General features: G+C 67.8%; 20 protein-coding genes. 11 read left to right on the top strand and 9 right to left on the bottom strand.

The features are described from left to right. Positions 1 to 9 precede the first annotated feature (9 nt). Positions 10 to 1188 carry a Na+/H+ antiporter NhaA gene (nhaA, locus tag AC1DCG_RS16880; RefSeq protein WP_477031024.1) on the bottom strand — a complete coding sequence of 393 codons (1179 nt, stop codon included), beginning with the start codon at positions 1186 to 1188 and terminating at the stop codon, positions 10 to 12. Positions 1189 to 1451: 263 nt separating this feature from the next. On the opposite strand from nhaA, the gene AC1DCG_RS16885 reads away from it, so the two are divergent. From AC1DCG_RS16885 to AC1DCG_RS16895, 3 genes are all read left to right on the top strand, one after another. Further along, complete coding sequence (locus tag AC1DCG_RS16885) at positions 1452 to 2075, top strand: TetR/AcrR family transcriptional regulator (RefSeq protein WP_477041570.1); 624 nt, start codon at positions 1452 to 1454, stop codon at positions 2073 to 2075. Beyond that, positions 2063 to 2356 (top strand): YciI family protein, encoded by a 294-nt coding sequence (locus AC1DCG_RS16890; protein ID WP_477031026.1) that lies wholly within the window; start codon positions 2063 to 2065, stop codon positions 2354 to 2356. The genes AC1DCG_RS16885 and AC1DCG_RS16890 overlap by 13 nt, the downstream gene beginning before the upstream one ends. 239 nt (positions 2357 to 2595) lie before the next feature. Beyond that, positions 2596 to 2976: an NAD(P)/FAD-dependent oxidoreductase gene (locus AC1DCG_RS16895; RefSeq protein WP_477031048.1), complete on the top strand. Its 381-nt coding sequence runs from the start codon at positions 2596 to 2598 to the stop codon at positions 2974 to 2976. Positions 2977 to 3021: 45 nt separating this feature from the next. On the opposite strand, the gene AC1DCG_RS16900 is transcribed toward AC1DCG_RS16895, so the two are convergent. Continuing rightward, positions 3022 to 3255, bottom strand: a complete 234-nt coding sequence (locus tag AC1DCG_RS16900) for a hypothetical protein (RefSeq protein ID WP_477031027.1) — start codon at positions 3253 to 3255, stop codon at positions 3022 to 3024. A 73-nt stretch (positions 3256 to 3328) separates the two neighbouring features. After that, complete coding sequence (locus AC1DCG_RS16905; protein ID WP_477031028.1) at positions 3329 to 3613, bottom strand: hypothetical protein; 285 nt, start codon at positions 3611 to 3613, stop codon at positions 3329 to 3331. A 238-nt stretch (positions 3614 to 3851) separates the two neighbouring features. Between AC1DCG_RS16905 and AC1DCG_RS16910 the strand changes: the two genes are divergently transcribed. Continuing rightward, complete coding sequence (locus AC1DCG_RS16910; RefSeq protein ID WP_477031029.1) at positions 3852 to 4397, top strand: hemerythrin domain-containing protein; 546 nt, start codon at positions 3852 to 3854, stop codon at positions 4395 to 4397. Positions 4398 to 4474: 77 nt separating this feature from the next. Here the strand turns inward: AC1DCG_RS16910 and AC1DCG_RS16915 are convergent, their stop codons facing one another. Next, on the bottom strand, positions 4475 to 4654 hold the full coding sequence (locus AC1DCG_RS16915) for a DUF3008 family protein (protein ID WP_477031030.1): 180 nt from the start codon (positions 4652 to 4654) through the stop codon (positions 4475 to 4477). 149 nt (positions 4655 to 4803) lie between these two features. Between AC1DCG_RS16915 and AC1DCG_RS16920 the strand changes: the two genes are divergently transcribed. Next, the gene (locus tag AC1DCG_RS16920) at positions 4804 to 6897 is read left to right on the top strand and encodes a catalase (protein ID WP_477031031.1); all 2094 of its coding nucleotides are present in this window, start codon (positions 4804 to 4806) and stop codon (positions 6895 to 6897) included. Positions 6898 to 6966: 69 nt separating this feature from the next. Then, positions 6967 to 7866, top strand: a complete 900-nt coding sequence (locus AC1DCG_RS16925) for an SDR family oxidoreductase (protein ID WP_477031032.1) — start codon at positions 6967 to 6969, stop codon at positions 7864 to 7866. Between the two features lie 25 nt (positions 7867 to 7891). Here AC1DCG_RS16925 and AC1DCG_RS16930 read toward each other — a convergent pair whose 3' ends face one another. Next, positions 7892 to 8374 (bottom strand): hypothetical protein, encoded by a 483-nt coding sequence (locus AC1DCG_RS16930; RefSeq protein ID WP_477031033.1) that lies wholly within the window; start codon positions 8372 to 8374, stop codon positions 7892 to 7894. Between the two features lie 99 nt (positions 8375 to 8473). On the opposite strand from AC1DCG_RS16930, the gene AC1DCG_RS16935 reads away from it, so the two are divergent. Both AC1DCG_RS16935 and AC1DCG_RS16940 read left to right on the top strand, forming a co-directional pair. Then, entirely contained in the window at positions 8474 to 9274 is an 801-nt protein-coding gene (locus AC1DCG_RS16935; protein ID WP_477031034.1) for a transglutaminase-like domain-containing protein, read from the top strand. 74 nt (positions 9275 to 9348) lie between these two features. Then, positions 9349 to 10563: an NAD(P)/FAD-dependent oxidoreductase gene (locus AC1DCG_RS16940; protein ID WP_477041571.1), complete on the top strand. Its 1215-nt coding sequence runs from the start codon at positions 9349 to 9351 to the stop codon at positions 10561 to 10563. A 746-nt stretch (positions 10564 to 11309) separates the two neighbouring features. Here AC1DCG_RS16940 and AC1DCG_RS16945 read toward each other — a convergent pair. The 4 genes from AC1DCG_RS16945 to AC1DCG_RS16960 all read right to left on the bottom strand — a co-directional run bounded on the left by AC1DCG_RS16945 (position 11310) and on the right by AC1DCG_RS16960 (position 17929). Next, positions 11310 to 12701, bottom strand: a complete 1392-nt coding sequence (locus AC1DCG_RS16945) for an amidohydrolase (RefSeq protein ID WP_477031036.1) — start codon at positions 12699 to 12701, stop codon at positions 11310 to 11312. Between the two features lie 20 nt (positions 12702 to 12721). Further along, positions 12722 to 16015 carry a TonB-dependent receptor gene (locus tag AC1DCG_RS16950; RefSeq protein ID WP_477041572.1) on the bottom strand — a complete coding sequence of 1098 codons (3294 nt, stop codon included), beginning with the start codon at positions 16013 to 16015 and terminating at the stop codon, positions 12722 to 12724. A 487-nt stretch (positions 16016 to 16502) separates the two neighbouring features. Then, complete coding sequence (locus tag AC1DCG_RS16955; RefSeq protein ID WP_477031038.1) at positions 16503 to 17135, bottom strand: flavin reductase family protein; 633 nt, start codon at positions 17133 to 17135, stop codon at positions 16503 to 16505. Between the two features lie 8 nt (positions 17136 to 17143). Continuing rightward, positions 17144 to 17929 (bottom strand): GntR family transcriptional regulator, encoded by a 786-nt coding sequence (locus AC1DCG_RS16960; protein WP_165255031.1) that lies wholly within the window; start codon positions 17927 to 17929, stop codon positions 17144 to 17146. 273 nt (positions 17930 to 18202) lie between these two features. Here AC1DCG_RS16960 and AC1DCG_RS16965 point away from each other — a divergent pair, with 273 nt between their 5' ends. The 3 genes from AC1DCG_RS16965 to AC1DCG_RS16975 are packed head-to-tail and all read left to right on the top strand — an operon-like array spanning position 18203 to position 22731. Further along, a complete protein-coding gene (locus AC1DCG_RS16965) occupies positions 18203 to 19381 on the top strand; it encodes an ABC transporter substrate-binding protein (RefSeq protein WP_477041573.1) in 1179 nt (392 codons plus the stop codon). A gap of 3 nt (positions 19382 to 19384) precedes the next feature. Further along, positions 19385 to 20263, top strand: a complete 879-nt coding sequence (locus tag AC1DCG_RS16970) for a branched-chain amino acid ABC transporter permease (protein WP_477031040.1) — start codon at positions 19385 to 19387, stop codon at positions 20261 to 20263. Then, positions 20260 to 22731 (top strand): ATP-binding cassette domain-containing protein, encoded by a 2472-nt coding sequence (locus AC1DCG_RS16975; RefSeq protein ID WP_477031041.1) that lies wholly within the window; start codon positions 20260 to 20262, stop codon positions 22729 to 22731. Before AC1DCG_RS16970 ends, AC1DCG_RS16975 begins: the two co-directional genes overlap by 4 nt. The last annotated feature ends 72 nt before the right edge of the window (positions 22732 to 22803 follow it).

A 22803-nucleotide genomic window follows, 5' to 3' on the forward strand; every position in this document is an offset into this window, starting at 1 on the left:
GTGAAGCCTTCACTCCGGGGCTGGCAAGCGCCGTTTGGCGAGCAGGAGCAGAGCCGCCCCGGCGAGCGCGGAGACCAATGAGCCCGCCAGAACGCCAACCTTGACCTCGTCCTGCAGCGCCGGATCCGGAAAGGCCAGGAGACCGATGAACAGGCTCATGGTGAAGCCGATCCCGCAAAGCAGGCTCACGCCATAGAGCTGGGCCCAGGACGCCGCGACCGGAAGACGCGCAAGGCCAAGCCGGATGGCCAGCCACGAGGCGGCGAACACCCCCGTCTGCTTGCCCAGGAACAGCCCTAGAGCGACGCCTAGCGTGACGGGCTCGATCATCACCGACGGCGCCATCCCTGCGAACGCAACACCGGCGTTGGCGAAGCCGAAGACGGGTACGATCACGAAGGAAACCCAGGGCGACAGCGCGTGCTCCAGCCGATGCAAAGGCGACTCGAGATTGTCGGGCGCGCCCTTGGAGGCCCTCAGAGGAATGGTCAGCGCCAGGACGACGCCGGCGATCGTGGCATGCACCCCCGACAGCAGAACAAGCGCCCACAAGGCCAGACCAAGCACGAGGTAAGGCGCAAGCCTTGCGACCTTGAGTTTGTTGAGGGCCAGGAGCAGCAGGCTGGCGATCGCCGCCCCCGCCAGCGCGGCGAGATTGATCTTGGCGGTGTAGAAAACGGCGATGACGAGCACGGCGACGAGGTCATCGACGATGGCCAACGTCGCCAGAAACACTTTCAGGCTGGTTGGAACACGCGATCCCAACAGAGACAGCACACCCAGCGCAAACGCGATATCTGTGGCGGTCGGGATCGCCCAGCCGCGGACGGTATCGGGGCTCCCGGCGTTGATCGCCGCGAAGATCAAGCCAGGGACGATCACCCCACCGGCTGCGGCGATGCAGGGCAAGGCGCGGTTCGACCAGGTCGCCAGCTGCCCATCCAGGAACTCGCGCTTGATCTCAAGTCCGACGAACAGGAAGAAGACCGCCATCAGGCCGTCGTTGATCCAATGCAGCAGATCAAGGCCGGCGACGGGCGTGTGGAGAGCCGAGAAGTATCCGTCGGCAAGACTGGAATTGGCGACGAACAGCGCCAGGATGGCGGCGGCCATCAGCAGAAGACCGCCGGCGGCGCCGCTATCGAGAAATTCACGCAGGACGGAAGGCTTGCGGCCAGATGGCGCCATGACACAGGTCTCCGCGCTGGCGGCCCGACCAGCGTTAAGACCTGAGCGGCCACGAACGGCCGCGCACCCAGGCGCCGCTATCGCACCTTGGCCACAGCCCGGCAAGGCCTCTATTGGCGCCACATGGCCTCAAGGCCGCGCTTTCACCCACGCTGCGCAACATCCTCTCGCCAAACGGTTTGCCGACTAGGACAAACGCCCTAGACTCACTAAGACAATCGTCCTGGACAATCTCTACCGCAATTGGCGCAAAGGCCGCTCTCATGGATGCTGCTGACACACGATTGCGAATTGCTGAGGCCGCTGATCGCCTGTTCTATGAGCGAGGTTTCGAGGCGACTTCATTCGCTGATATCGCCAAGGCCGTTGGCCTGTCTCGGGGCAATTTCTACTATCATTTCGAGAGCAAGGATCAGATCCTTCAGGCCGTGCTATCCCGGCGCCTGGAAGCCACAAGCGCTTTACTGCAAAGCTGGAACKACCAAACCGACGATCCCGCAGAACGTATCGTCGCGTTCACCAAGATCCTGATTACCAACCAGTCGCAAATCATGGCTTTCGGGTGCCCGGTCGGCAGCCTGGCGAATGAGCTCGCCAAGCTCGCGCACTCACTTMGCGATGAGGCCGCGGGGCTCTTTGGCGTGTTCGCCGATTGGCTGACCGAGCAATTCGCCGCGCTTGATCGGCCTTATGACGCCAGGAAGCTGGCCCTCCACGTTCTCATGCGCAGCCAGGGGGTGGCGACGCTGGCTACCGCATTCAAGGACGAGGCCTTCCTGCGCCGAGAGGTCGACGACATCGAAGACTGGATCAAGGCCCTGCCCCATCAGGCCAAGAAGCCCCCCCCCCATCACCTCTCCCTTAGTGAGGCATTATGTTCGTCATAACCCTGCGCTTCATCGACAAGTCACAGGCTCCGACCTGGATGAGCGGTCATAACACCTGGCTGGCCCGGGGCTTCGAGGAGGGCGCATTCTTGCTCGCCGGCGGCCTTGAAGGCGGCGCTGGCGGGATCATCGTGGCCCGCGGGCTCGCCCGCGACGAGCTTGAGGTGCGATTGGCGGCTGATCCCTTCGTGATGCACGGGGTTGTCGAAACGGACGTCCAACAGCTCGCGCTAGGCCGAACCGATCCCCGGCTGGCCTTCCTCAAGACCCAAGATGCATAAGTACGCCAAGGTCGGAAAGGCCCAACCCAGAACTCTAGATCAGGCCAACGCTCATTGGCGTGCGACCGGACGCGACCGGTTGTCGGCATGGAGCTAACCCGGCGCTGTCGAACGGAACTCGACACCCGCTTCGGGAGCTAAGCCTCGCTCAGGCGGAGTTTCCATGACCTTTGCGACGAAGAAGCGTGATCTGAGGACGGGTCGGTCGCCAGAACTTCCCGCGCTGGCTGCGCGAGACACTGGTCTGGGAGGCCTCCGATCCGTACTTCTATTTCCGGATGGGCGGCGACGGCCGCCTGATCGTGGGCGGGGAAGACGAGCCATCGGCCAGCGCGCACGAGGATGGGGGCAAGCTCAAGCACAAGTGCGAAATCCTCACCGCCAAGCTCAGGATCCTGCTGCCCGATGTCTCCTTCGAGATCGACTACGGCTGGGCGGGCGCGTTCGGCTCCAGCGAAACCGGCTTGCCAAGCATCGACCCCATCGATGGCATGGACCACGCCTGGGCCGTCATGGGCTTTGGCGGCAACGGCATCACCTATTCGGCCATCGCTTCCCAGATCGTCTCTACCGAGGTGCGCGGCGGGCTCGACCCGGACGCGGACCTCTATCGAGGATGAGGCGACCAGATAGAAAAGGCCTCTGCGGCGAGCAAGCCTGAATTCCTAGAGCCCCGCCGTGAACGCCTCAAGCGGCCACTCCGCTTTCAGCTCCTGACAGAAATCATGGGTCTCGATCCGCACATCGCCGTCCGTGCCGTCGCCGCCGGCGTGGGCAGCCAGACGGCGCGCCTCGCACTCGGCCTCTTGGCGCGACGCGAAGAAAAGGACTTCGCCGGTCTCCCAAAGCTTCACCGCCCACCCGCCTTCGAAGCGGGAAATCTCAAGCACGCTATTCAAAGCTAATCTCCAGACGCATCGATCGGGCGTCGCAGGAAGAAAGGCCGACCCGAAGGCCGGCCTCGACGAACACTCAGCGTTCCACGTCGTCCTGGCCGGTGCGGCCCGGCTGGATGCCGCCCGTGTCGACGCCGCTGGCGAGGCCATCGCCCTCGCCTTCAATGTCGCGCCCTTCCTGGCGCTCGCCCGGACGACGCTCGCCCTGCTGGTTCTGCTGATCCGGCTGGGCCTGCTGGGGGTTGTTCTGCTGTTGCTGCGGCTGGCGGGTGTCGCCCTGCTGGTTCTGCTGGCCGACTTGCTGGCGCTGCGCGTCGCTCGACTGCTGCTGCATGCGATCGTTGTTGGCGTTCTCGCCCATGGCCGTCTCCCTTGAATGGCTGCTCGCCGGTTGCTCCGGCTCAGCACAAATGCGGGCGCATCGAACCCGTTCCTATGTCGAAAACCCGACCAACAACTTGCCATAACCGACTGATTTTTAGCGGGTAATGGCTCCATGCCGCTGCGTGACTGAAATCGTCTCTCAACTAGCATCGCCATAGGAACCACCATCCAGGGTGCGGGCTTCAAGCGGCGATCAACTCACAGGGAGAGTCGCCATGGCCACCGCCAAAGCCGCCACCAAAACCGCCTCGAAATCGGGAAAATCCGCCAAGGCGCGCCGCACGCGCCGGACCGGCCAGCGCGATCCCCTGGCGATCCGCCTGCTCAAGGCCGATCACCGCGAGGTGGAGGCCATGTTCGACGAGTACGAACAGCTGGAGAGCGATCGCGAAAAGCAGGTGCTGTTCGACAAGATCGCTCTGGCCCTGAAGGTCCACACCCAGATCGAGGAAGAGATCCTCTATCCCGAAAGCCGCGGCGAGGTGGAGGACGACCTGATCGACGAGGCCTATGTCGAGCACGACGGCGCCAAGAAGCTGATCGCCGAGATCGAGGCGATGAAGCCGGGCGAAGAATTCTACGACGCCAAGGTCAAGGTGCTGGGCGAATACATCAAGCATCACGTCAAGGAAGAGGAACAACCCGGCGGCTTCTTCGCCCAGGCCAAGAAGGGCGACGAGGACCTCGAAGCCATGGGCGAGCGCATGGCGGCGCGGAAGGAAGAGCTGATGGCGGAGTTCTCCAAGCAGCCCTCACACTAGATCAGCAAGCCCGACTGGGCGGCGATCGCTCCCTTCAGGAGTGGGTCGTCGCCCAGCCCGTCCGGCGTTCCAAGAGGTCAGCGCTTATGCTCGGGCATGCCCTTGCGCTTGGTGTGCGCGAACTCTTCCAGCTGCTTCTCGCTCATCGACAGCATCGACTTGGACGCGCCCTTGAGCTTGCTCTTGGGCGTGTCGCCGCGCTTGGCCGACAGGGCGGCTCCGGCGGCTTTCTGCTGGGCGGCGGACTTGGCGGGCATCGGCGATCTCCTCTGGGATGGCTTGAGCTCAACGCCCAGCCGCTCCGCCCAGCTTCATTACCAACACCTTCACCAGCCGCCTCCGGCCAAGCTCGGAACCGGCTTCGGGGCTCCCGGATTGCCCCACGATCCCCTCCCAGGAGACTGACATGGCCAAGGGCATGACCACCGAACGCGGCGTCAGCGACGAGACCCACCAGCGCGTTCCTGAGGGCGGGCCGCATACGCCGGACGGCCACCTGACCACCAACCAGGGCGTGCGGATCTCCGACAACCAGAACCAGCTGAAGGCGGGCCCGCGGGGGCCGGTGCTGCTGGAAGACTTCGTGCTGCGCGAGAAGATCTTCCACTTCGATCACGAGCGCATTCCAGAGCGCATCGTCCACGCTCGCGGCTCGGCCGCACACGGCTATTTCGAGGCCTACGAGGCCGCCGCCAAGCTCAGCGAGGCCGACCTCTTCCAGCGCCCTGGCGAGAAGACGCCGGTATTCGTGCGCTTCTCGACCGTCGCGGGCGGCGCCGGCAGCGTCGACACCCCGCGCGACGTGCGCGGCTTTGCGGTGAAGTTCTACACCCAGGAGGGCAACTGGGACCTCGTGGGCAACAACATCCCGGTGTTCTTCATCCAGGACGCCATCAAGTTCCCCGACCTGATCCACTCGGTGAAGATGGAGGCCGACCGTGGCTATCCGCAGTCCGCCAGCGCCCACGACACCTTCTGGGACTTCATCAGCCTGATGCCCGAAGCCACCCACATGATCATGTGGGCGATGAGCGACCGGACGATCCCGCGCTCGCTGCGCACCATGGAAGGGTTCGGCATCCACACCTTCCGGCTGGTCGACGCCAAGGGCAAGGCGACCTTCGTCAAGTTCCACTGGAAGCCCAAGCAGGGCGTGGCCTCGACCCTGTGGGACGAGGCGGTGAAGCTGGCCGGCGCCGATCCCGACTTCCAGCGCCGCGACCTCTTCGAAGCCATCGATCGCGGCGACTTCCCCGAGTGGGAGCTCGGCGTGCAGGCCTTCGACCAGGCCTTCGCCGACGCCCTGCCCTACGACGTGCTCGATCCAACCAAGATCATTCCCGAAGAGGTGCTGCCGGTCACGCCGATCGGCCGGATGGTGCTGGATCGCAACCCCGACAACTTCTTCGCCGAGACCGAGCAGGTCGCCTACTGCCCAGCCAACATCGTGCCGGGCATCGACTTCACCGACGATCCGCTGCTGCAGGGGCGATTGTTCTCCTACCTAGACACCCAGAAGAGCCGGCTGGGCACCGCCAATTTCAACCAGCTGCCGATCAACGCGCCCAAGTGCCCGGTGATGAACTTCCAGCGCGACGGCATGATGCAGATGCAGGTCCACAAGGGCCGCGCCAACTACGAGCCCAACAGCCTGGCGGAAACGGCTGGCGAGGACGGTGGGCCGCGCGAGTGCCCGGTGACGGGTTTCCGCACGACGCAGGACGGCGCCGACATCGTCGCCGAGAAGCTGCGTGTTCGGCCCGAAAGCTTCGCCGACCACTACAGCCAGGCGCGGATGTTCTTCCGCTCGCTGGATCCGGCCGAGCAGGCGCACCTGGCCTCGGCCTTGGTCTTCGAGCTTTCGAAGGTCGCCATAGAGGCGATCCGCACGCGGATGATCTCGAACCTGGTCAATGTCGATCCAGAGCTCGCCAAGCGGGTCGCCGGGGGCCTGGCCATGGACCTGCCCAAGGCCTCCAAGATCGCCGCGCCCGTCCAGGACCTCGAGCTGTCACCGTCCCTGAGGATCGTGGAAGGTCCGCGCGCACCCAAGGACATCAAGGGCCATGCGATCGGCATCCTGGTCGCCGACGGCTCGGACGCCAAGGCGGTCGAGAAGCTTAAAGCCGCGATCAAGAAGGCCGGCGCCGTCGCCAAGGTCATCGCCCCCAAGATCGGCGGGGCCAAGGGCGCTGACGGAACCCTGATCCCCGCCGACGGCCAGCTGGCCGGCACGCCCTCGGTGACGGTCGATGCGATCGCGCTTGTTCTGTCCGACGATGGCTGCGCGGCCCTGCTCAAGGAGGCGGCGGCCGTCCAGTTCGTCATGGACGCCTTCGGTCATTTGAAGGCGATCGGCGCGACCGAGGCGGCAAAGCCCCTGCTCGACAAGGCCGGCGTCGAGCCGGACGAGGGCGTCACGGATCTCGGCGCGGACTTCCTCGCCGCGGCCTCCAAGCGCTTCTGGGACCGCGAACCGAAGGTGCGGATGCTGGCCTGACGGTCGGCGCGCTTCCTTCCCTCCCGGCGGCGCGCCCGGCGCGCCGCCTTCCCCACACCGGAGACGACGATGAGCCAGGACGATCGCCTGCGCATGCAGGACCCGCGCGAGCAGTACCCCAAGCCGCCCTTCCCAGCCCAACCACAGCCCGCGCCGGGCCTCGCCGCCAAGATGCATCCCAAGCCCGACCACGGCGAGGAAAGCTATCGGGGGTCAGGCAAGCTCGTCGGCCGCAAGGCGCTGATCACGGGCGCCGACTCCGGCATCGGCCGCGCCGCCGCCATCGCCTACGCCCGCGAGGGCGCCGACGTAGCCATCGGCTACCTGCCGAGCGAGGAGAGCGACGCGCGCGAAGTCATCGCCCTGATCGAGGCGGAGGGTCGTAAAGCCATCGCCCTGCCCGGCGACATCAAGGACGAGGCCTTCTGCCGCGAGCTGGTGGCCAAGGCGGTCGAGGGCCTGGGCGGGCTCGACATCCTGGTCAACAACGCCGGCAAGCAGGTCAGTCGCCCCGACATCGCCGCCATCGACAGCGAGCAGTTCGACCACACGCTGAAGACCAATCTCTACGCGATGTTCTGGATCACCCAGGCGGCGCGGCCTCACCTTAGGCCGGGGGCGGCGGTGATCAACACCGCCTCGGTCCAGGCTTACGAGCCGTCCGAGAACCTGCTCGACTACGCCACCACCAAGGCCGGCATCGTCGCCTTCACCAAGGCCCTGGCCAAGCAGTTGATCAAGGACGGCGTGCGGGCCAATGCGGTGGCGCCCGGCCCGTTCTGGACCGTGCTGCAGCCCAGCGGCGGCCAGACCCAGGAGAAGGTCCAGCACTTCGGCGAGCACAGCCAGTTCGGCCGTCCCGGCCAGCCGGTGGAGATCGCGCCGGTCTATGTGCTGCTGGCCTCGCAGGAAGCCAGCTTCACGACCGGAGAGGTCTATGGCGTCACCGGCGGCGCAGGCATCGCCTGACACCGCTAGTCCGGCGGGCGCTCTGTCAGGCCCGGACGCCCCACTGCTGGTGCGTGAAGAAGGCGATGGTCGCGACGCCCGCGGCGACGACCAGGGCGTCCTCGACGAGACCGCTGGGCGTCTGGCCGAACTTGGCCATCGCCCGCTTGCGTCCCGCCAGTGTCAGATAGGCGAGCGGCACGGCGGTCGCGATCGCAACACCCGCCCCGGCCTTCTCACGGCCGCGCGGGGCCAGGGCCGCGCCGGCGATGCCAGCGCTGGCGATCCGGGCCAGCAGGCCCAGGAAGACCGTACGGTCGGGCGCGGTCTTCATCTTGTCGCCCAGAAGCTCGCCGATGCCCATGGCCAGGGCGCCGAACTTGAACAGCGGATGGTCGAGCAAAACGAGCTTGCCGGGCGTCGAGCGGCCGGCCAGCCGCGCCGAGGCGATAGTGGCCATCGGGGTCATCGACCGGGCGCTGGCGACGGCGCCGATGAGGGCGGAGGGGATCAGGGCAGTGTTGGTCATGTCGGCTGAACACGCCACGCGCCCTGAGGTTCAGAGCCTCGCCGCGGAACGTCCTCTCCCCCGCCGGTGTTGTCGCACCAAGCTTCGGTGGAGAGTTGGATGCGCCATGGAGACCTGCCTTCCACGTTCGACGTCGAAGCATCGCTGACATACGATTTCGCCGATCCCTGCGAAGTGCTTCTCCTGGTCGAAGCCGCTCGCGGACCGGACCAGTCGGTTCGGTCCGAAGCCTTGACATTTTCACCGAACGTCGACGCCGTGGGCGTCGATGATCCCGCGGCTCAGGAACGCATGACGGTCTTCTCCGCCGCGGGCCGCGTGAGCGTGACCTATCAGGCCCGGGTCGAAGTCGCTCCGCGGGATCACGAGCTTGACGACGCGCCCGCCATCGCAATCCGTGATCTGCCTGGACAGGTGCTGCCGTTCCTGCGCGCCAGCCGATATAGCCCCTCCGACCGCTTGGAGCGGTTCGCCGATCGCCAATTCGGCGAGCTTTCGGGCGGACGTCGGGTGATGGCGATCCTCGACTGGATCACCGCCAACATCGATTATGAGGCCGGCGTCAGCCACGGCGCGACCACGGCGGTGGAGACTTTCATCGACCGCGCCGGCGTCTGTCGCGACTTCAGTCATCTCCTTATCGCGCTGTGCCGCGCCGCCGACATCCCGGCCCGGGCGGTCAGCGCCTATGCCTGGGGCCTGGATCCGCCGGACCTGCATGCGATCGCCGAAGTCTATCTGGGCGGGCGATGGCGCCTGGTCGACGCCACCGGCAAGGCGCCGATCAGTGGCCTTGTGCGGGTGGCGACCGGCCGCGACGCCGCCGACATCGCCTTCATGACGATCTTCGGCGAGGCGAAGTTGGTCGAGCAGAGCTTCCGGATAGACTGGGTCGGTTGAGTTTTGCGCCTACCGCGATCGAAGCGGAACCCCGCACCGCTTCGGGTGCTTAGCCTCGCTCAGGCGGAGGACCCATGGCCGGCGCGACCAGGAAACGTGACCTCAGAACCGGAAAATCGCTGTGGGCCGACAGCCATGGCCTTGGCGTGCCGACACGCCCTCTGACCCAAGCGATCAGCGTCGACGTCGCCATTGTGGGGGCCGGGATCAGCGGCGCGTTCATGGCCCACGAACTGTCGAAAGATCATTCGGTCGCCGTCCTGGACCGTCGCCCTCCTCTAACTGGCTCCACCCTGGCCTCGACCGCGCTGCTGCAATGGGAGATCGATCTCCCACTCACCGCGCTGAGCGACCGGATAGGCGCCGCCAAGGCCAGGCGCGCCTATCTGCGATCGCACAGGGCCGTGGAGGATCTACGCCGGATCGTCGCGGAGGAGCGGATCGTGTGCGGACTTCGCCCCAAGTCCTCGCTCTATCTCGCCGGTGACGCCTACGGCTCGCGCGCGCTCGAAGCGGAAGCTCATGCCCGCTCGCAGGTCGGCCTCGACAGCCGCTACTTAGGCAAGGTCGAGCTTCGAGATCGCTTCGGCCTGGATCGAACGGGCGCGATCCTTTCGACAGGGTCGGCGGCCGGCGATCCAGCGCGCCTGGCGGCGGGCCTCCTGCGGCGCGCCCACGCTCGCGGCGCCAGGATATGGTCGCCGGTGGAGGTGACGCAGGTCATCAGCGATCCCGACGGCGTGACCCTGGTGACGGACACTGGCCATGCGGTGCGCGCCAGACAGGTCGTGTTCTGCTGCGGCTACGAATTTCCGAAGGGCCTGCCGACGCCGGGCACAAGCGTCGTGTCGACCTGGGCCATGGCTTCCAAGCCTGGCAAGCGCCGGCCCGACTGGCTGACCGAGACGCTGATCTGGGAGGCGTCCGATCCGTACCTCTATCTACGCGTAGACCGTGAGGGCCGGATCATCGCCGGCGGTGAGGACGAGGCCGACGCCGCCGCGCATGAGGATCCGAAGAAGCTCGAACGCAAAAGCGCAACCTTGAGCGTCAAGCTGCAGCGCCTCTTGCCCGATGTCGATTTCACCATCGACTACGTCTGGGCGGGGGCGTTCGGATCCAGCGAGACGGGCATGCCGAAGATCGGGCGCGTAGAGGGCATCGATCACACCTGGGCCGTCATGGGGTTCGGCGGCAACGGCATCACATATTCCGCCATCGCCGCCCAGATCGTGTCGACGGAGGTGCGCGGCAAAGCAGATCCCGATGCGGATCTATATAAGGGCTGAGCCTGGAGCGATCCGTCGCCAGCAACGGTATTCGATCCGCATCAGCTCGCTCCTGACCCCGCCGGTTCAGGACTGGGCGATAAAGCTATTTCTCGCGCTCTGGACGAACAGGCGCTGAAGAGCGGCGAAGTCTCCCGCGGAGAACCGTCGCAAGCCAATGGCTTCTTCCCGTAGCTCAAAGTGGCCGGCGCTTTGCTTCGCCACAACCGCCTGCTCTTTTACATCTAAGGGCTCGACCAGAAGACGGTCGGCGATCTGACGACGGTTCTGACGCGTGAGAACGGCGCCTTCACCGTGGCGGCCAGGCGGTCATCGCTCACGGCACAGGGCAGTTAGATGAGTACCTGAGAGTAGTCGCTCGCAGCCCCAAGGACAGGACCGCACCACAAGGCGAGCTAGCGCGCAACCTCAGCAGATTTCGCACCCAGGAGAGGACAAGAGAATGCGAGCGCTGGGCACATTTATCGCACACAAATTTATATAAGTATTTGATATTTAATAGCTTATTTCTTACTCCATCATCGGCGCGACGGAAAATCTATGCGGTTGGAACTGGGTCATTCTTCTACTGGGATCGAAGCGCCAGGGCGCGGATCCGGCCGGCGAAATTTCGTATGTGAGGGCCAATCTTCGGCGTCGGCGTCCCGCCGGCGCCGTTTTCGCGCCCGACAGGCCGGTCCGCCTTCATGTTGCCGCGCCCCTTCGACCCGCCCCGTCGTCGCGACGGAGCGGGTCGGCCCGGGGCTCTAGGCGCGGGCCGTCTTGAAGCCGCCGGCGGCGACCACGCCGCGGTGCAGGACCACCTGGCGAGGGGTCAGGCGGGCCACGGCCTCGGCCGAGCTGGCGGCGTCGACGAACACGCAGTCGGCCGCATCGCCCGCCTTGGGCCACTGCTGCTGCCCCGTGGGCGACAGCGGCGTGATCCCGCCGGTGGGGATCTTCAGGGCCTGGCCGATGGCCTGCTCGTCCGACCAGCCGTAGAGCTGGCAGGCCAGCTTGGCCTTCTCGAGCACGTCGCCGCTGCCGAACACCGACCAGTGGTCGATGACGCTGTCGGTGCCGGTGAACACCTTGACGCCCGCCGCCTGCAGGGCGGGGATCGGCATCATCCGGCCGCCGAACGGCACGGTGGAGGCCACCGACACGCCCGCCGCCGCCATGCGGGCGGCCAGCTCCGTCAGGGCCGGCTTTTCCAGCGACATCAGCGAGAAGCCGTGGCTGATCGTCACCCGGTCCTTCAGCACCGGGTTACGAGCGGTGATGTCGGTGATGCGCGAGATGGCGGCCACGCCGCTCTCGCCCGGCTCGTGGATGTGGATGTCGACGCCGGCCTTCTCGTCCAGCGCCACCTGCATCATCAGGTCGACCGAGCGCTCCATGCCGCCGTCGACGGTGGTGGGATCGATGCCGCCGACATAGGCCGCGCCCGCCCGCACCGCCTGGCGCATCTGCTGCTCCAGGCCGATGCTGGCGAAGCCGTGCTGCGGGAAGGCGACGATCTCGTAGCCGAAGTCGGGCTGGTGGCGGTCGAGCGCCGCTTTCAGCTTCTCGACATGCTTGGTCCCGATCACCGGGTCGACGTTGCACTGGCTGCGGGCGAAGGTCGTGCCATAGCCCTGCAGCAGGGCCACCAGGGCCTCGGCGCGGGGTTCCAGCGTCGGCAGGAGCTCGGGCAGCAGCTTCTGCTCCAGCTTGATCTGGCCGGCGATGCCGCCCTTGCGCTTGCGCGGCGCCTGCCAGGGACCGCCGTAGAAGGTCTTGTCGAGGTGGATGTGCATGTCGCGGAACGACGGCAGCATCAGAAGGCCGCCGGCGTCGTGCACCACCGCGCCGGGCGGGATCGCCGCGCCGGCCGGCAGGACGGCGGCGATGACGCCTTTTTCGATCTTGAGGGTCGCAAGCGCGGTGCGGGTGGCGATGACTTCGTCGCCCTCGCGCTCGTAGCCGGTCTCCAGGCGCACGTTGCGCAGGAAGTACGTCGCGCCCGCCGCCGGCGCCTTGGCCGGGGCGGCGGCGGAGGCCGGCGCGGCCGAAGCGGCGAGGCCCAGAGCCCCCGCCGCCAGGCCGCCCGCGCCCAGCAGGGCGCGGCGGGAAAGATCGGCCGCCGGGGCGGCGGAAGCGGAGGGTTGGTTGAACATGCGATCGCTCATATCGGCCTCTAGAACTTGTAGCGGACGCCGAGCTTCACCTGCCAGACGGACTGGGTGTTGAAGCTGGTGGCGGCCTTCGAGGTGAACTTGTCGAACTGGTAGAAATTCCCCTGCCCCGCGGCGCAGCCGACGCCGGTGAACTGGCAGTTGCGGGCCACGATGTTCGACGAGACGTAGGGGTTGGGCACCTGCTGGATCACGCCCCACTTGTTGTTGAGCATGTTCCCCAGGTTCTCGATGTCGACATAGATCTCGGCCTTGGCCGCCTGCGGGAAGAAGGCCGGGGCCTCCTGGCTGATGCGGATGTCGACGGTGGTGACCTCGGGCGACTTGAAGGCGTTGCGCGGCGTGATCTTGCCGGCGTAGTCGATCAGGCCGGTCTTCTGCAGGAAGGCGTTGAAGGCGGCGAAGTCGAAGCCCGGCGCGTAGGAGATGATCGGGTCGCTTGTGGCGGTGACCAGGCCGTTCTGGGTCTTGGGCACGTAAAGCAGCTGGCGATTGCGCGAGGCGTTCGAGCCGTTCTCGCCGACCAGCACGTCGCCGGCCTGGGCGGCGTTGGCGCCGACGTCGAAGGTGTAGCTGAACGGCAGGCCCGAGCGGCGCTGGGCGAACAGGCTGATCCCCGTGCGATAGCCCGAGAAGAACTCGCGGCGATAGCTCAGCGACAGCTTGGAGAGGTTGCGGAACTCGTAGTTCGAGGTCGCCAGGGCCGGATCGTTGGGATCGTCGGTCGCCACGCCGTTGTAGTTGGCCGCCGCCACCGTGCTGATGCCCGGATTGACGTCCTTGGAGTTGATGTAGGTGTGCGAGACCTGGGCGTCCAAGCCGTCCAGCCAGCCGTCGGACCAGCGCTTGCCCAGCGCCACGCCCAGCTGGTCGGTGTGGCCCTTGCCGGTGTTGGTGACGAAGATGTCGTAGCGGTTGTCGCGACCGCGCAGGAAGGTCGGGCGGCCGTCCGGCGCTGCGGGACCGGGATTGGCCTCGCTGTAGAGGTCGCGCCAGGTGACTGCGTCCTTGACCTCGGTGCGGATGTACTCGGCGCTGACGCGCCAGTCGTCGCCGCCGAAGCGTCCCAGGTCGAAGTACTTCTGGACGCCGATCGAGGCCTTCCACGACGACTGCGGCTTGAAGTCGGGGTCGAGAATGTTGGTCAGCCCCTGCCCCGTCGCCGCGCTGGCGGTGTTGAGCTGCTGGACGGCGGGATTGACGGTCTTGGCGTCGACGTTGTTCAGCCCCGCCAGGCAGGCGGCGCTGGCCGTGGCGGTGCGGGCGCAGTTGACGTTACCGAGCACGATGCCGGTGTTGTAGAAGGTGTTGGCCGTCCACACGGTGGGCGAGCCGCCGCCGAACAGGCCCACGCCCCCGTAGACGGTCAGGGTCTGATCGGGCTGCCAGTTGAAGCCGAAGCGCGGCTGCAGCAGGCGCTTGCCGTCGAGGTTGGCGCTGTTGTCCAGGCCGTAGCGGGCCAGGATCACGGGGTTGGCCTGCGGGCTGTCGCTTTGCTCGAACCAGTCGTAGCGCAGGCCCGCCTTCAGGGTCAGGTTCGGCAGGATCGCCCACTCGTCCTGCAGGTAGACGGTGTTCATGGCCGAGTGGATCGTGGCCCCGCCGTGCGCCTTGATGTTGTCGCCGGCGTTGGCGTAGGCCAGCGACGAGGCGCGGCGCGCCTCGAGGTCGGCGATGGAGTCGAAGACATAGGCGCCGTTGGCGTTCTGGACGAAGACGTCCCAGATCTTCAGCGCCTCGCGCTCGTAGCCGCCGGTGATCTTGTGGGCGCCCAGGGTGTAGACGCCCTTGGCCCGGTACTGCTGCAGATAGGTGGTCAGCTCGTTGGCCTGGTAGGAGGCGTCGGTGCCGGCATAGATGCTGGGGCCCGCGCCCGTCCCGTTCACGAACACCCGGAACTGGGCGTAGTCCGTGCCCGCCAGCGGCGTCGAGGGGTTGTCCATCTTCTTGTAGGAGGCCGACAGCTCGGTGGTGAAGTTGTCGGTCCAGTTAGAGAACAGCTGGGCCTTGTAGACGTCGAGATTGTTCTCGCGCTCGATCCACTTCGACAGCAGGCCAAGCGAGGTCGAGGCGCCCGTCAGGGTGTTGCCCGAGGCGTTGAGGTTGGAGCCGTAGGTGCGCTGGTAGGAGACGGTGGCGCGGTGGCGCTCGCTGATGTTCCAGTCCAGCTTGATGAAGTACTTCTCGTCGAGATTGCGGAACTGCGAGGCCGAATAGCCCAGCGGGTCGTAGCCGTAGACGCGCTTGATAATCTCGCGCACCTGCTCGGCCTGGGCGACGGTGATCCCGGGAACCTCGTTGGGCATGCCCGAACCGACGGGCCCCGTCAGCGACGGCTCGACGCGCTCGAACTTCTCGTAGTTGGCGGTGAAGAACAGGCGGTCCTTGATGATCGGGCCGGTCAGGGTGGCGCCCCAGGTCTTTTCCGAGAACTTGCCGCCCAGGGTGCGCTTCTGGCGCGAACCGTCCTGGAAGTCGTCATACTCGAACTTCTTGCCCTGCAGGTTCTGGTTGGTGTTCTCGAAGAACACCATGCCGTGGAAGGCGTTGCCGCCCGACTTGGTCGTGGCGTTCATGGTGCAGCCGCCGAACGAGCCGTAGTTGACGTCGTATGGCGCCAGCTCGACGCCCAGGGTCTCGACCACGTCCATCGAGATCGGCGAGCGCTGGGTCGGATAGCCGTTGGCCTGCAGGCCGAAGTCGTCGTTCTGGCGCACGCCGTCGATGGTCAGCGAGTTGGAGCGGTTGTTGGCCCCGCCGCAGATCAGCGCCTTGCTGTTGGTGGAGTCGATGGCCACGAACGGGTTCATCCGCGCCAGGTCCTTGAGGTCGCGGCTGATCGAGGGGGCCAGCTGGATCTGGGCGGCGCTGAAGTTGGAGCTGGGACCGGTCTTGAGGTCCTTGGCACCGACCGAGGCGGCGGTGACCACCACCGCGTCGACCGCGCCGCCGTCGAGGGCGAAGTTCAGCTGGAAGGCGTCGCCGGTGTTGACCGAAGGCACCTCGACGGTCTTGGCGCCGTAGGTCTCGGAGCTGGCCGTCACCCGATAGGGACCGCCCGGACGCAGGTTGCGGGCCGAGAAGACGCCGTCGGCGCTGGTGGTCGCCGTCGTGGTCGTGCCCGAGGGGGCGTGGACGATGGTGACCTGGGCGCCGGCCACGGGCGCGCCGGCCTCGTCGGTCAGCCGCCCCTGGATCGCGCCGGTGATCACCTGGGCCTGGACCACCGCGGGCGCGACCGCCATCGCGATCACCCCGATCGCGGCGCCGGCCGAAAGCCTTCTCATGAACGTCATCGCCATATCCCCTGTTGCGAGTGCGGCGCGCGTATCCCCACGCGGCCGTGTCCTCGGCGGCGGGATCGGCATGGTCGCCGGGCCGCCAGGGACGACTTCAGGGAAACTGGAATTTCGTCGATGATCTAAAACTAAATCGTCGACGATTTGATAAATGAGTGTCGACGTTATGTCTGCCGGTTTTTTTGGCCACGCGGCGGGTCGAGGCGCCCGCCCTTGGGGCGCCGCGGGTCGTCGACTGTGGTTCTGGAGAGGATCGGGAGGCGAAGGATCGTCGACGATCCTTCCGAGGCGGATGAGCTGGACAGGATCGACACCCGGCGACGCCAACCATCACCCCCGAGCTTCCCCGCGCAGGCGGGGATCCAAACTGCTTTTCAGGAACAGGCGCGGCCGTAGACGATCCGCAGATTCCGCTTGGGTCCCCGCCTTCGCGGGGAAGGACGGATTTGGGGGAATGGCAGGGGCAGGAAAGCCCCGCCCCACCCTAGATGCGGTCGATCTCTGTCTCGCGCACCTTGCCCGCCTCGTCTTCAAGCGAGAAGCGGTCGCGGGTGGTGACATAGAAGCTGGCCCCGAAGCGGCCGACGGGGAAATAGTCCTGCAGGCTCACCCGCCAGGCCTTGGTGTCGATCAGCCCCTCGCGGGCGTGCAGGTGCAGCACCTTGCCGAAGAAGATCAGCCGGCTGTCGGTGCGGATCGTCTCCCACAGGGCGCATTCGAAGGCGACCGGGGCCTCGGCGATGCGCGGCGGGGCGATCTCGACCGAGGGCGCGGTGGTCAGGCCCACCTTGTCGAGCTCGCTCTGGTGGGCGGGCAGCGCCTCGCCGCAGGCGTGCATCTTGGCGGCGATGGCCTCGTCGGCCAGGTGAACGACGAACTGGCCGGACGCGACGATGTTGGCGGCCGTGTCCTTCAGCCCGCCCGAGGCCAGGAGGTTGATGCTGATCATCACCAGCGGCGGCTCCTCGCCCAGCATGTTGAACATGCTGAAGGGAGCGGCGTTGACCACGCCGTCGGCGTTGATCGTGGTCACCAGGGCGATGGGCCGAGGCACGATCAGGCTCGCCATCAGCTTGTAGCGTTGATAGGCGGTGATGCTGGCGAAATCGACGTGCATGGCGCGGCTCAGGCCAGGTTCAGCATCTGGGCCAGGGTCTTCACCGAGGACGGCCGCTCCAGGCAGATCCGCTCCTCCAGTCCGACCAGGTGGGCGTTCATCGCCGCCACGGCGCGCTTGGCGTCGCCCTTGGAGATGGCGTCGACGATGTCGCAATGCTCCTCGTGCTCGCAGGCGGCGTTGCCGGCCGGCTCGTACAGGGCCACGATCAGCGAGCAGCGCGAGATCAGTTCGGTCAGATAGGCCAAGAGGATCGGGTTGCCACCCAGGGCCGCCACCCGCAGGTGGAAGTTGCGCGCCGTCTGGGCCCAGGCCGGCTGGTAGGCGTTGGCCATGGCCTCTTCCTCCTGGTGCAGCAGGGCGTGCAGCTCCTCGATGTCCTTGCCGCTGTGGCGCTGGACGGCCAGCTCGACCAGCGCGGCTTCCAGCGCGCGGCGGGCCTCGAAGATCTTGCGGGTCTCCTCAGGCGTCGGGGCGGCGACGACGGCGCCGCGGTTGGGACGCAGCTCGACGATGCGGTCGTGTTCCAGCCGCTGCAGCACCTTGCGCACCACCGCCCGGCTGACGCCGAACAGCGAGCACAGAGCCGGCTCGGGCAGCTTGGTGCCGGGCGGCAGGCGCTGGTTCAGCACGCCGTCGAACACCGACTGGTAGATCCGCTGCTCGACGTCGGCCCCGCCGTCGACGGCGGCGATGCCGGCCATGTCGGTCCGGGCCGGACCGCGGCCGGCCTTGCGCGCGCCGGCGGCGGTCGAGGCGGTCTTGCGCGGCTTGGCCGAAGGCTTCTGGGTCATGAAATCCGCCGAAACTGGTGATTGCGGTTGTAGGCGCCCGCATCGAGCCCGATGCAACCGGGGATCCGCGCCAATCCACCGCCTCAGGGCCACGATGCCGCGATCGCGAGCAGATTTGCAACGACGAATGTCGACTTTCTGCACAGTCAGAATGTCGACGTACATTTATTCAAATCGTCGACGATTTTATGATCCGATCCGCGAGCGACGCGATTAACTCGCCTTCGAACACGGCCCGCCGCCCACGCGCCGCGCCAGCTCAAGAGGTGTCTCGTGTCGAATCCGTCCCGCCGCATGTTCGCCGTCGGAAGCCTCGCCGTCCTGCTGGCCGCCTGCAAGGGCCAGGGCGGTGCGGGGCCGGTGAAGATCGGCCTGGTCACCGCCCTCTCCGGACAGTCGGCGCGCTCGGGCGAGGCCATCACCCGGGGCCTCACGGTCGCCATCGACGAGATCAACGCCGCCGGCGGCGTGCTGGGCGGGCGCAGGCTGGAACTGGTCCGCCGCGACGACGAGAGCAACCCGGCCCGCGGCGTCACCGCCGCTCGCGAACTGATCCACCGCGAGAAGGTGGCCGTGCTGTTCGGCGGGCTCGACACCCCGGTGGCCCGGGCCATCGTGCCGATCGCCAGCCAGGCCAAGGTTCCCTTCATGGTGCCGTGGGCGGCCGGCACCGCCATCACCCAGAACGGGACCAGCCCCAATTTCGTGTTCCGCGTCTCGGCCGTCGACGAGGAGGTCGACAAGGCCATGGTCGCCTACGCCCGACAGACCTTCGCCGCCAAGCGTCCGGGCCTGATCCTGCTCAACAACCCCTGGGGCGAGTCCAACGAGAAGGGCCTGAAGGCGGCCCTGGCCGCGGTCGGCTCGCCCCTCGCCGGCGCCGAACGCTTCGAGCCGTCCGACGTCGACGTCACGCCCCAGCTGGGCCGGCTGCGCGCGGCCGGCGCCGACGCGCTGCTGCTGGTCGGCACGGTCGGCCCGTCGGCCCAGGTGGTGCGCTCGCTCGACCGCATGGGCTGGAGCGTGCCGGTGGTCTCGCACTGGGGCCCGGCCGGCGGCCGCTTCGGCGAACTGGCCGGCCCCAACGCCGGCCGCGTCACCTTCGTCCAGACCTACAGCTTCGCCGGGCCGATCACGCCGGCGCGCGACAAGGTGCTGGCTGCGCTGATGGCCAAGTACCCCGACGTCAAGTCGCCGGCCGACATCTMGCCGGCCGTGGGCGTGGCCAACGCCTACGACGCCCTGCGGCTGACGGCGCTGGCCATCGACAAGGCCGGCTCGACCGACGGCGACGCCGTGCGCAAGGGCTTTTCCGCCATCGACCGCTACGAGGGCCTGATCAAGACCTACGAGCGCCCGTTCGCCGATGGCCGCCACGACGCCCTGACGCAGAACGACTATGTCTGGGCCCGCTTCGAGGGCGACGCCATCGTGCCGGTCCAGCGCGGCTAGGCCATGGATCTCCTGGCTCCCCTCCTCAGCGGCCTGGCGCTCGGCAGCATGTACGGGCTGATCGCGCTGGGCTTCCACATCACCTTCTCGGTCTGCGGCGCGCTGAATTTCGCGCAAGGGACCAGCGCCATGCTGGGCGCGGTGCTGCTGTTCACGCTGGAACGCACGCTGGGCTGGCCCGTCCTGCTGGCCGCGCCGGCGACCATCGCGCTGTGCGGCCTGTATGGCCTGCTGGTCGAGGGGCTGGCGGTGCGACCGTTCCTCAAGCGCAGGTCCGACGCCTGGCTGATGGCCACCGTCGCCCTGGGCCTGGTCACCGACAACGCCACGCTGTTCCTGTTCGGCACCGAGCCGCGCAGCCTGAGCTCGATCCTGACGGCCTCGTCGGTCAGCGTCGGCGGCGCGTCGCTGGGCGTCTATCCGCTGCACCTGCTGATCCCCGTCGTGGGCCTGGCCATCGCCGGCGCCCTGCACTGGGTCAGCCGCAAGACCCTGCTGGGCACGGCGGTCCTGGCCGTGGCCCAGAACCGCGACGCCGCCAGCCTGATGGGGATCCCCGTGAGCGCGATGATCGCGGCGGCCTTCGCCGTCTCCTCGGCGCTGGCCGGCATGGCCGGCGCCCTGGTCGCGCCGCTGTTCACCATCCAGCCCGACATGGGCGTGGTCCTGGGCCTCAAGGCCTTCGCCGTGGCCATCCTCGGCGGCCTGAAGAACCCGTGGGGGATCATGACCGCGGGCGTCCTGTTCGGCGTGGTCGAGGCCGCGTCCGCCAGCGTGCTGGGCTCGGGCTACACCCAGATGCTGACCTTCGGCCTGGTGATCCTGGCCCTGGCCCTGCGCCCCGACGGCCTGCTCGGCCGGGCCGAGGTGCGAAAGGTATGAGTATGCGTTCCTTCGGCTCCACCCTGGCCGCGCTGGGCGCGGTCGTCGTCGCCCTCGTGCTGGCCGGCGTGCTCGACAGCTACTACGCCTTCGTCCTGGGCCAGATCGCGCTGCTGACCATCGTCGGCGTGGGCCTGAACATCCTGGTGGGCCTGAGCGGCCAGATGTCGTTCGGCCATGCCGGCGTCTACGCCATCGGCGCCTATGCGGTGGCGGTGCTGACCACGCGGCTCGGTGTCAGCTTCTGGATCGCCTGGCCGCTGGGCGCGCTTCTGGCCGGGGGCGTCGGCGCTCTGATGGCCATTCCCGCCCTGCGCCTGAAGGGGCCGTACCTGGCGATGGTGACCATCGCCTTTGGCCTGATCGTCGAGCATGGCCTGGTGGAGCTGCGCGAGATCACCGGCGGCCAGAACGGCATTCTCGACATCGCCCCGCCCAGTCTCTTCGGCGCCGCCCTGGACGCCAACGGCATGGCCATGCTGGCGGTGGCCGTGGCGGCCGCCTCGCTTGCGATCTTCGCGCGCCTGTCGGCCGGCGGCTGGGGTGCGGCCATGCGGGCCGTGCGCGACACCGACGTCGCCGCCGCCTCGGTGGGACTGAACCCCACCGTCATCCGCACCCTGGCCTTCGCCCTCTCGGCTCTGTTCGCCGGCGCCGCCGGCGGCCTCTTCGCGCCGATGGCCGGCTTCGTCACGCCCCAGACCTTCAACCTGACCCAGTCGATCCTGTTCGTGCTGGTGGTGGTGCTGGGCGGATCGGGCGGGCGGCTGGGTCCGCTGCTGGGCGCGCTGGTCGTGGGCCTGCTGCCCGAGCTGCTGTCGGGGTTCGAGGCCTATCGCATCCTGGTGTTCGGAGCGCTGCTGATGGTGGTGCTGTGGCTGGTGCCGCGAGGGCTGGCCGGCCTCTGGGAGGCCCTGCCCTTCAAACGAAGGCCCGCCGCCGCCCTGATCCCCGGAAGCACGACGACGCTCGCCGACCTGCTGGCCGATCGCCCCCGCGCCGCCCTGCAGGCCGAAGACCTGGGCATGCGCTTCGGCGGCCTGCGCGCGCTGGACGGCGCCCGCTTCTCGCTGCCGCCGGGCCGGGTGACGGCCCTGATCGGCCCCAACGGCGCGGGCAAGTCGACGGTGATGAACCTGCTCAGCGGGTTCTATCGCCCCACCGACGGCCGCTGCCTGCTGGGCGCGGCGCCCCTGCCCCGCCAGGCCTTCGCCGCCGCGCGCGCCGGGGTGGCGCGCTCCTACCAGACCTCGCAGGTGTTCCAGAGCCTCAGCGTCGAGGACAACGTGCTGCTGGCCACCCGCCGGGGCCGCCTCGGCGCGCCCCTGGCCCGCTTCGCCGCCAAGGCCCAGCGTGACCGCGCCCGCGCCCTGCTGGCCGCCTGCGGCTACGCCGGCGACCCGACGATCCCCGCCGGGGACCTGGCCCATGTCGATCGCCGCCTCGTCGAGATCGCCCGCGCCCTGGCGCTGGATCCCGACGTGCTGCTGCTGGACGAACCAGCCGCCGGCCTGTCGCAGGAGGACAAGCGCCTCCTGGCCATGCTGCTGAAGGACATCGCGCGCGCCGGCGTCGCCGTCGGCCTGATCGAGCACGACATGGGCCTGGTCATGGGCGTGTCCGACGCCGTCGTCGTGCTGAACGCCGGCGTGCAGATCGCGCAGGGAACGCCGGGCGACATCCAGGCCGATCCGGCGGTGCGCGCGGCCTATCTCGGCGCGGCCCCGGCCTCGGCGCCCGTCGACCGCGGCCCCGTCAGCCGCCTGGACGCCCTGCGCGTGGTCAACCTGACCGCCGGCTATGGCGCCGCCCCCGTGCTGTCGGGCGTCGAGATCGAGGTCCGCCAGGGCGAGGCCGTGGCCCTGCTGGGCGCCAACGGCGCGGGCAAGTCGACCCTGATGCGGGTGATCGCCGGCCTGCACCCCGCCGCCGAGGGCCAGGTCGCCTTCGAGGGCGGTCTGCTGAACGGCCTTTCCGCCAACGAGCGCGTGCGCCGCGGCGTGGTGCTGTCGCCCGAGGGCCGGCAGGTGTTCCCCGAACTGACGGTGCGCGACAACATCCGCCTGGGCGCCTTCCTCGACCGCCGCGACCTGGAAGCCCGCACCCAGGAGATGCTGGCCCGCTTCCCGCGCCTCTCCGAACGCCTGCACCAGCGGGCGGGCCTGCTTTCCGGCGGCGAACAGCAGATGCTGGCCCTGGCCCGGGCCCTGATGAGCCGGCCCAAGGTGCTGCTGCTGGACGAGCCGTCGCTGGGCCTAGCCCCACGCGTCATCGACGAGATCTTCGCCGCCTTCCGCGACCTGCGCGACCAGGACCTGACGCTGCTGATCGTCGACCAGATGGCCGGGCTGGCGCTGTCGGTCTCCGACCGGGCCTATGTGCTCAGCGGCGGCCGGATCGTGGCTCAGGGGACCGCCGCGCAGATCGCCGCCGATCCAGCGGTGAACGCGGCCTATCTCGGCGGCTGACGGCGGCCTTCGTCGCGCCTTCGCGCAAGATTAGTTCTATCGGCGCCAAACGAATCCGCGCGAAACCGCCCG

The sequence above is a fragment of the Caulobacter sp. 10L414 genome (genome assembly GCF_056395525.1).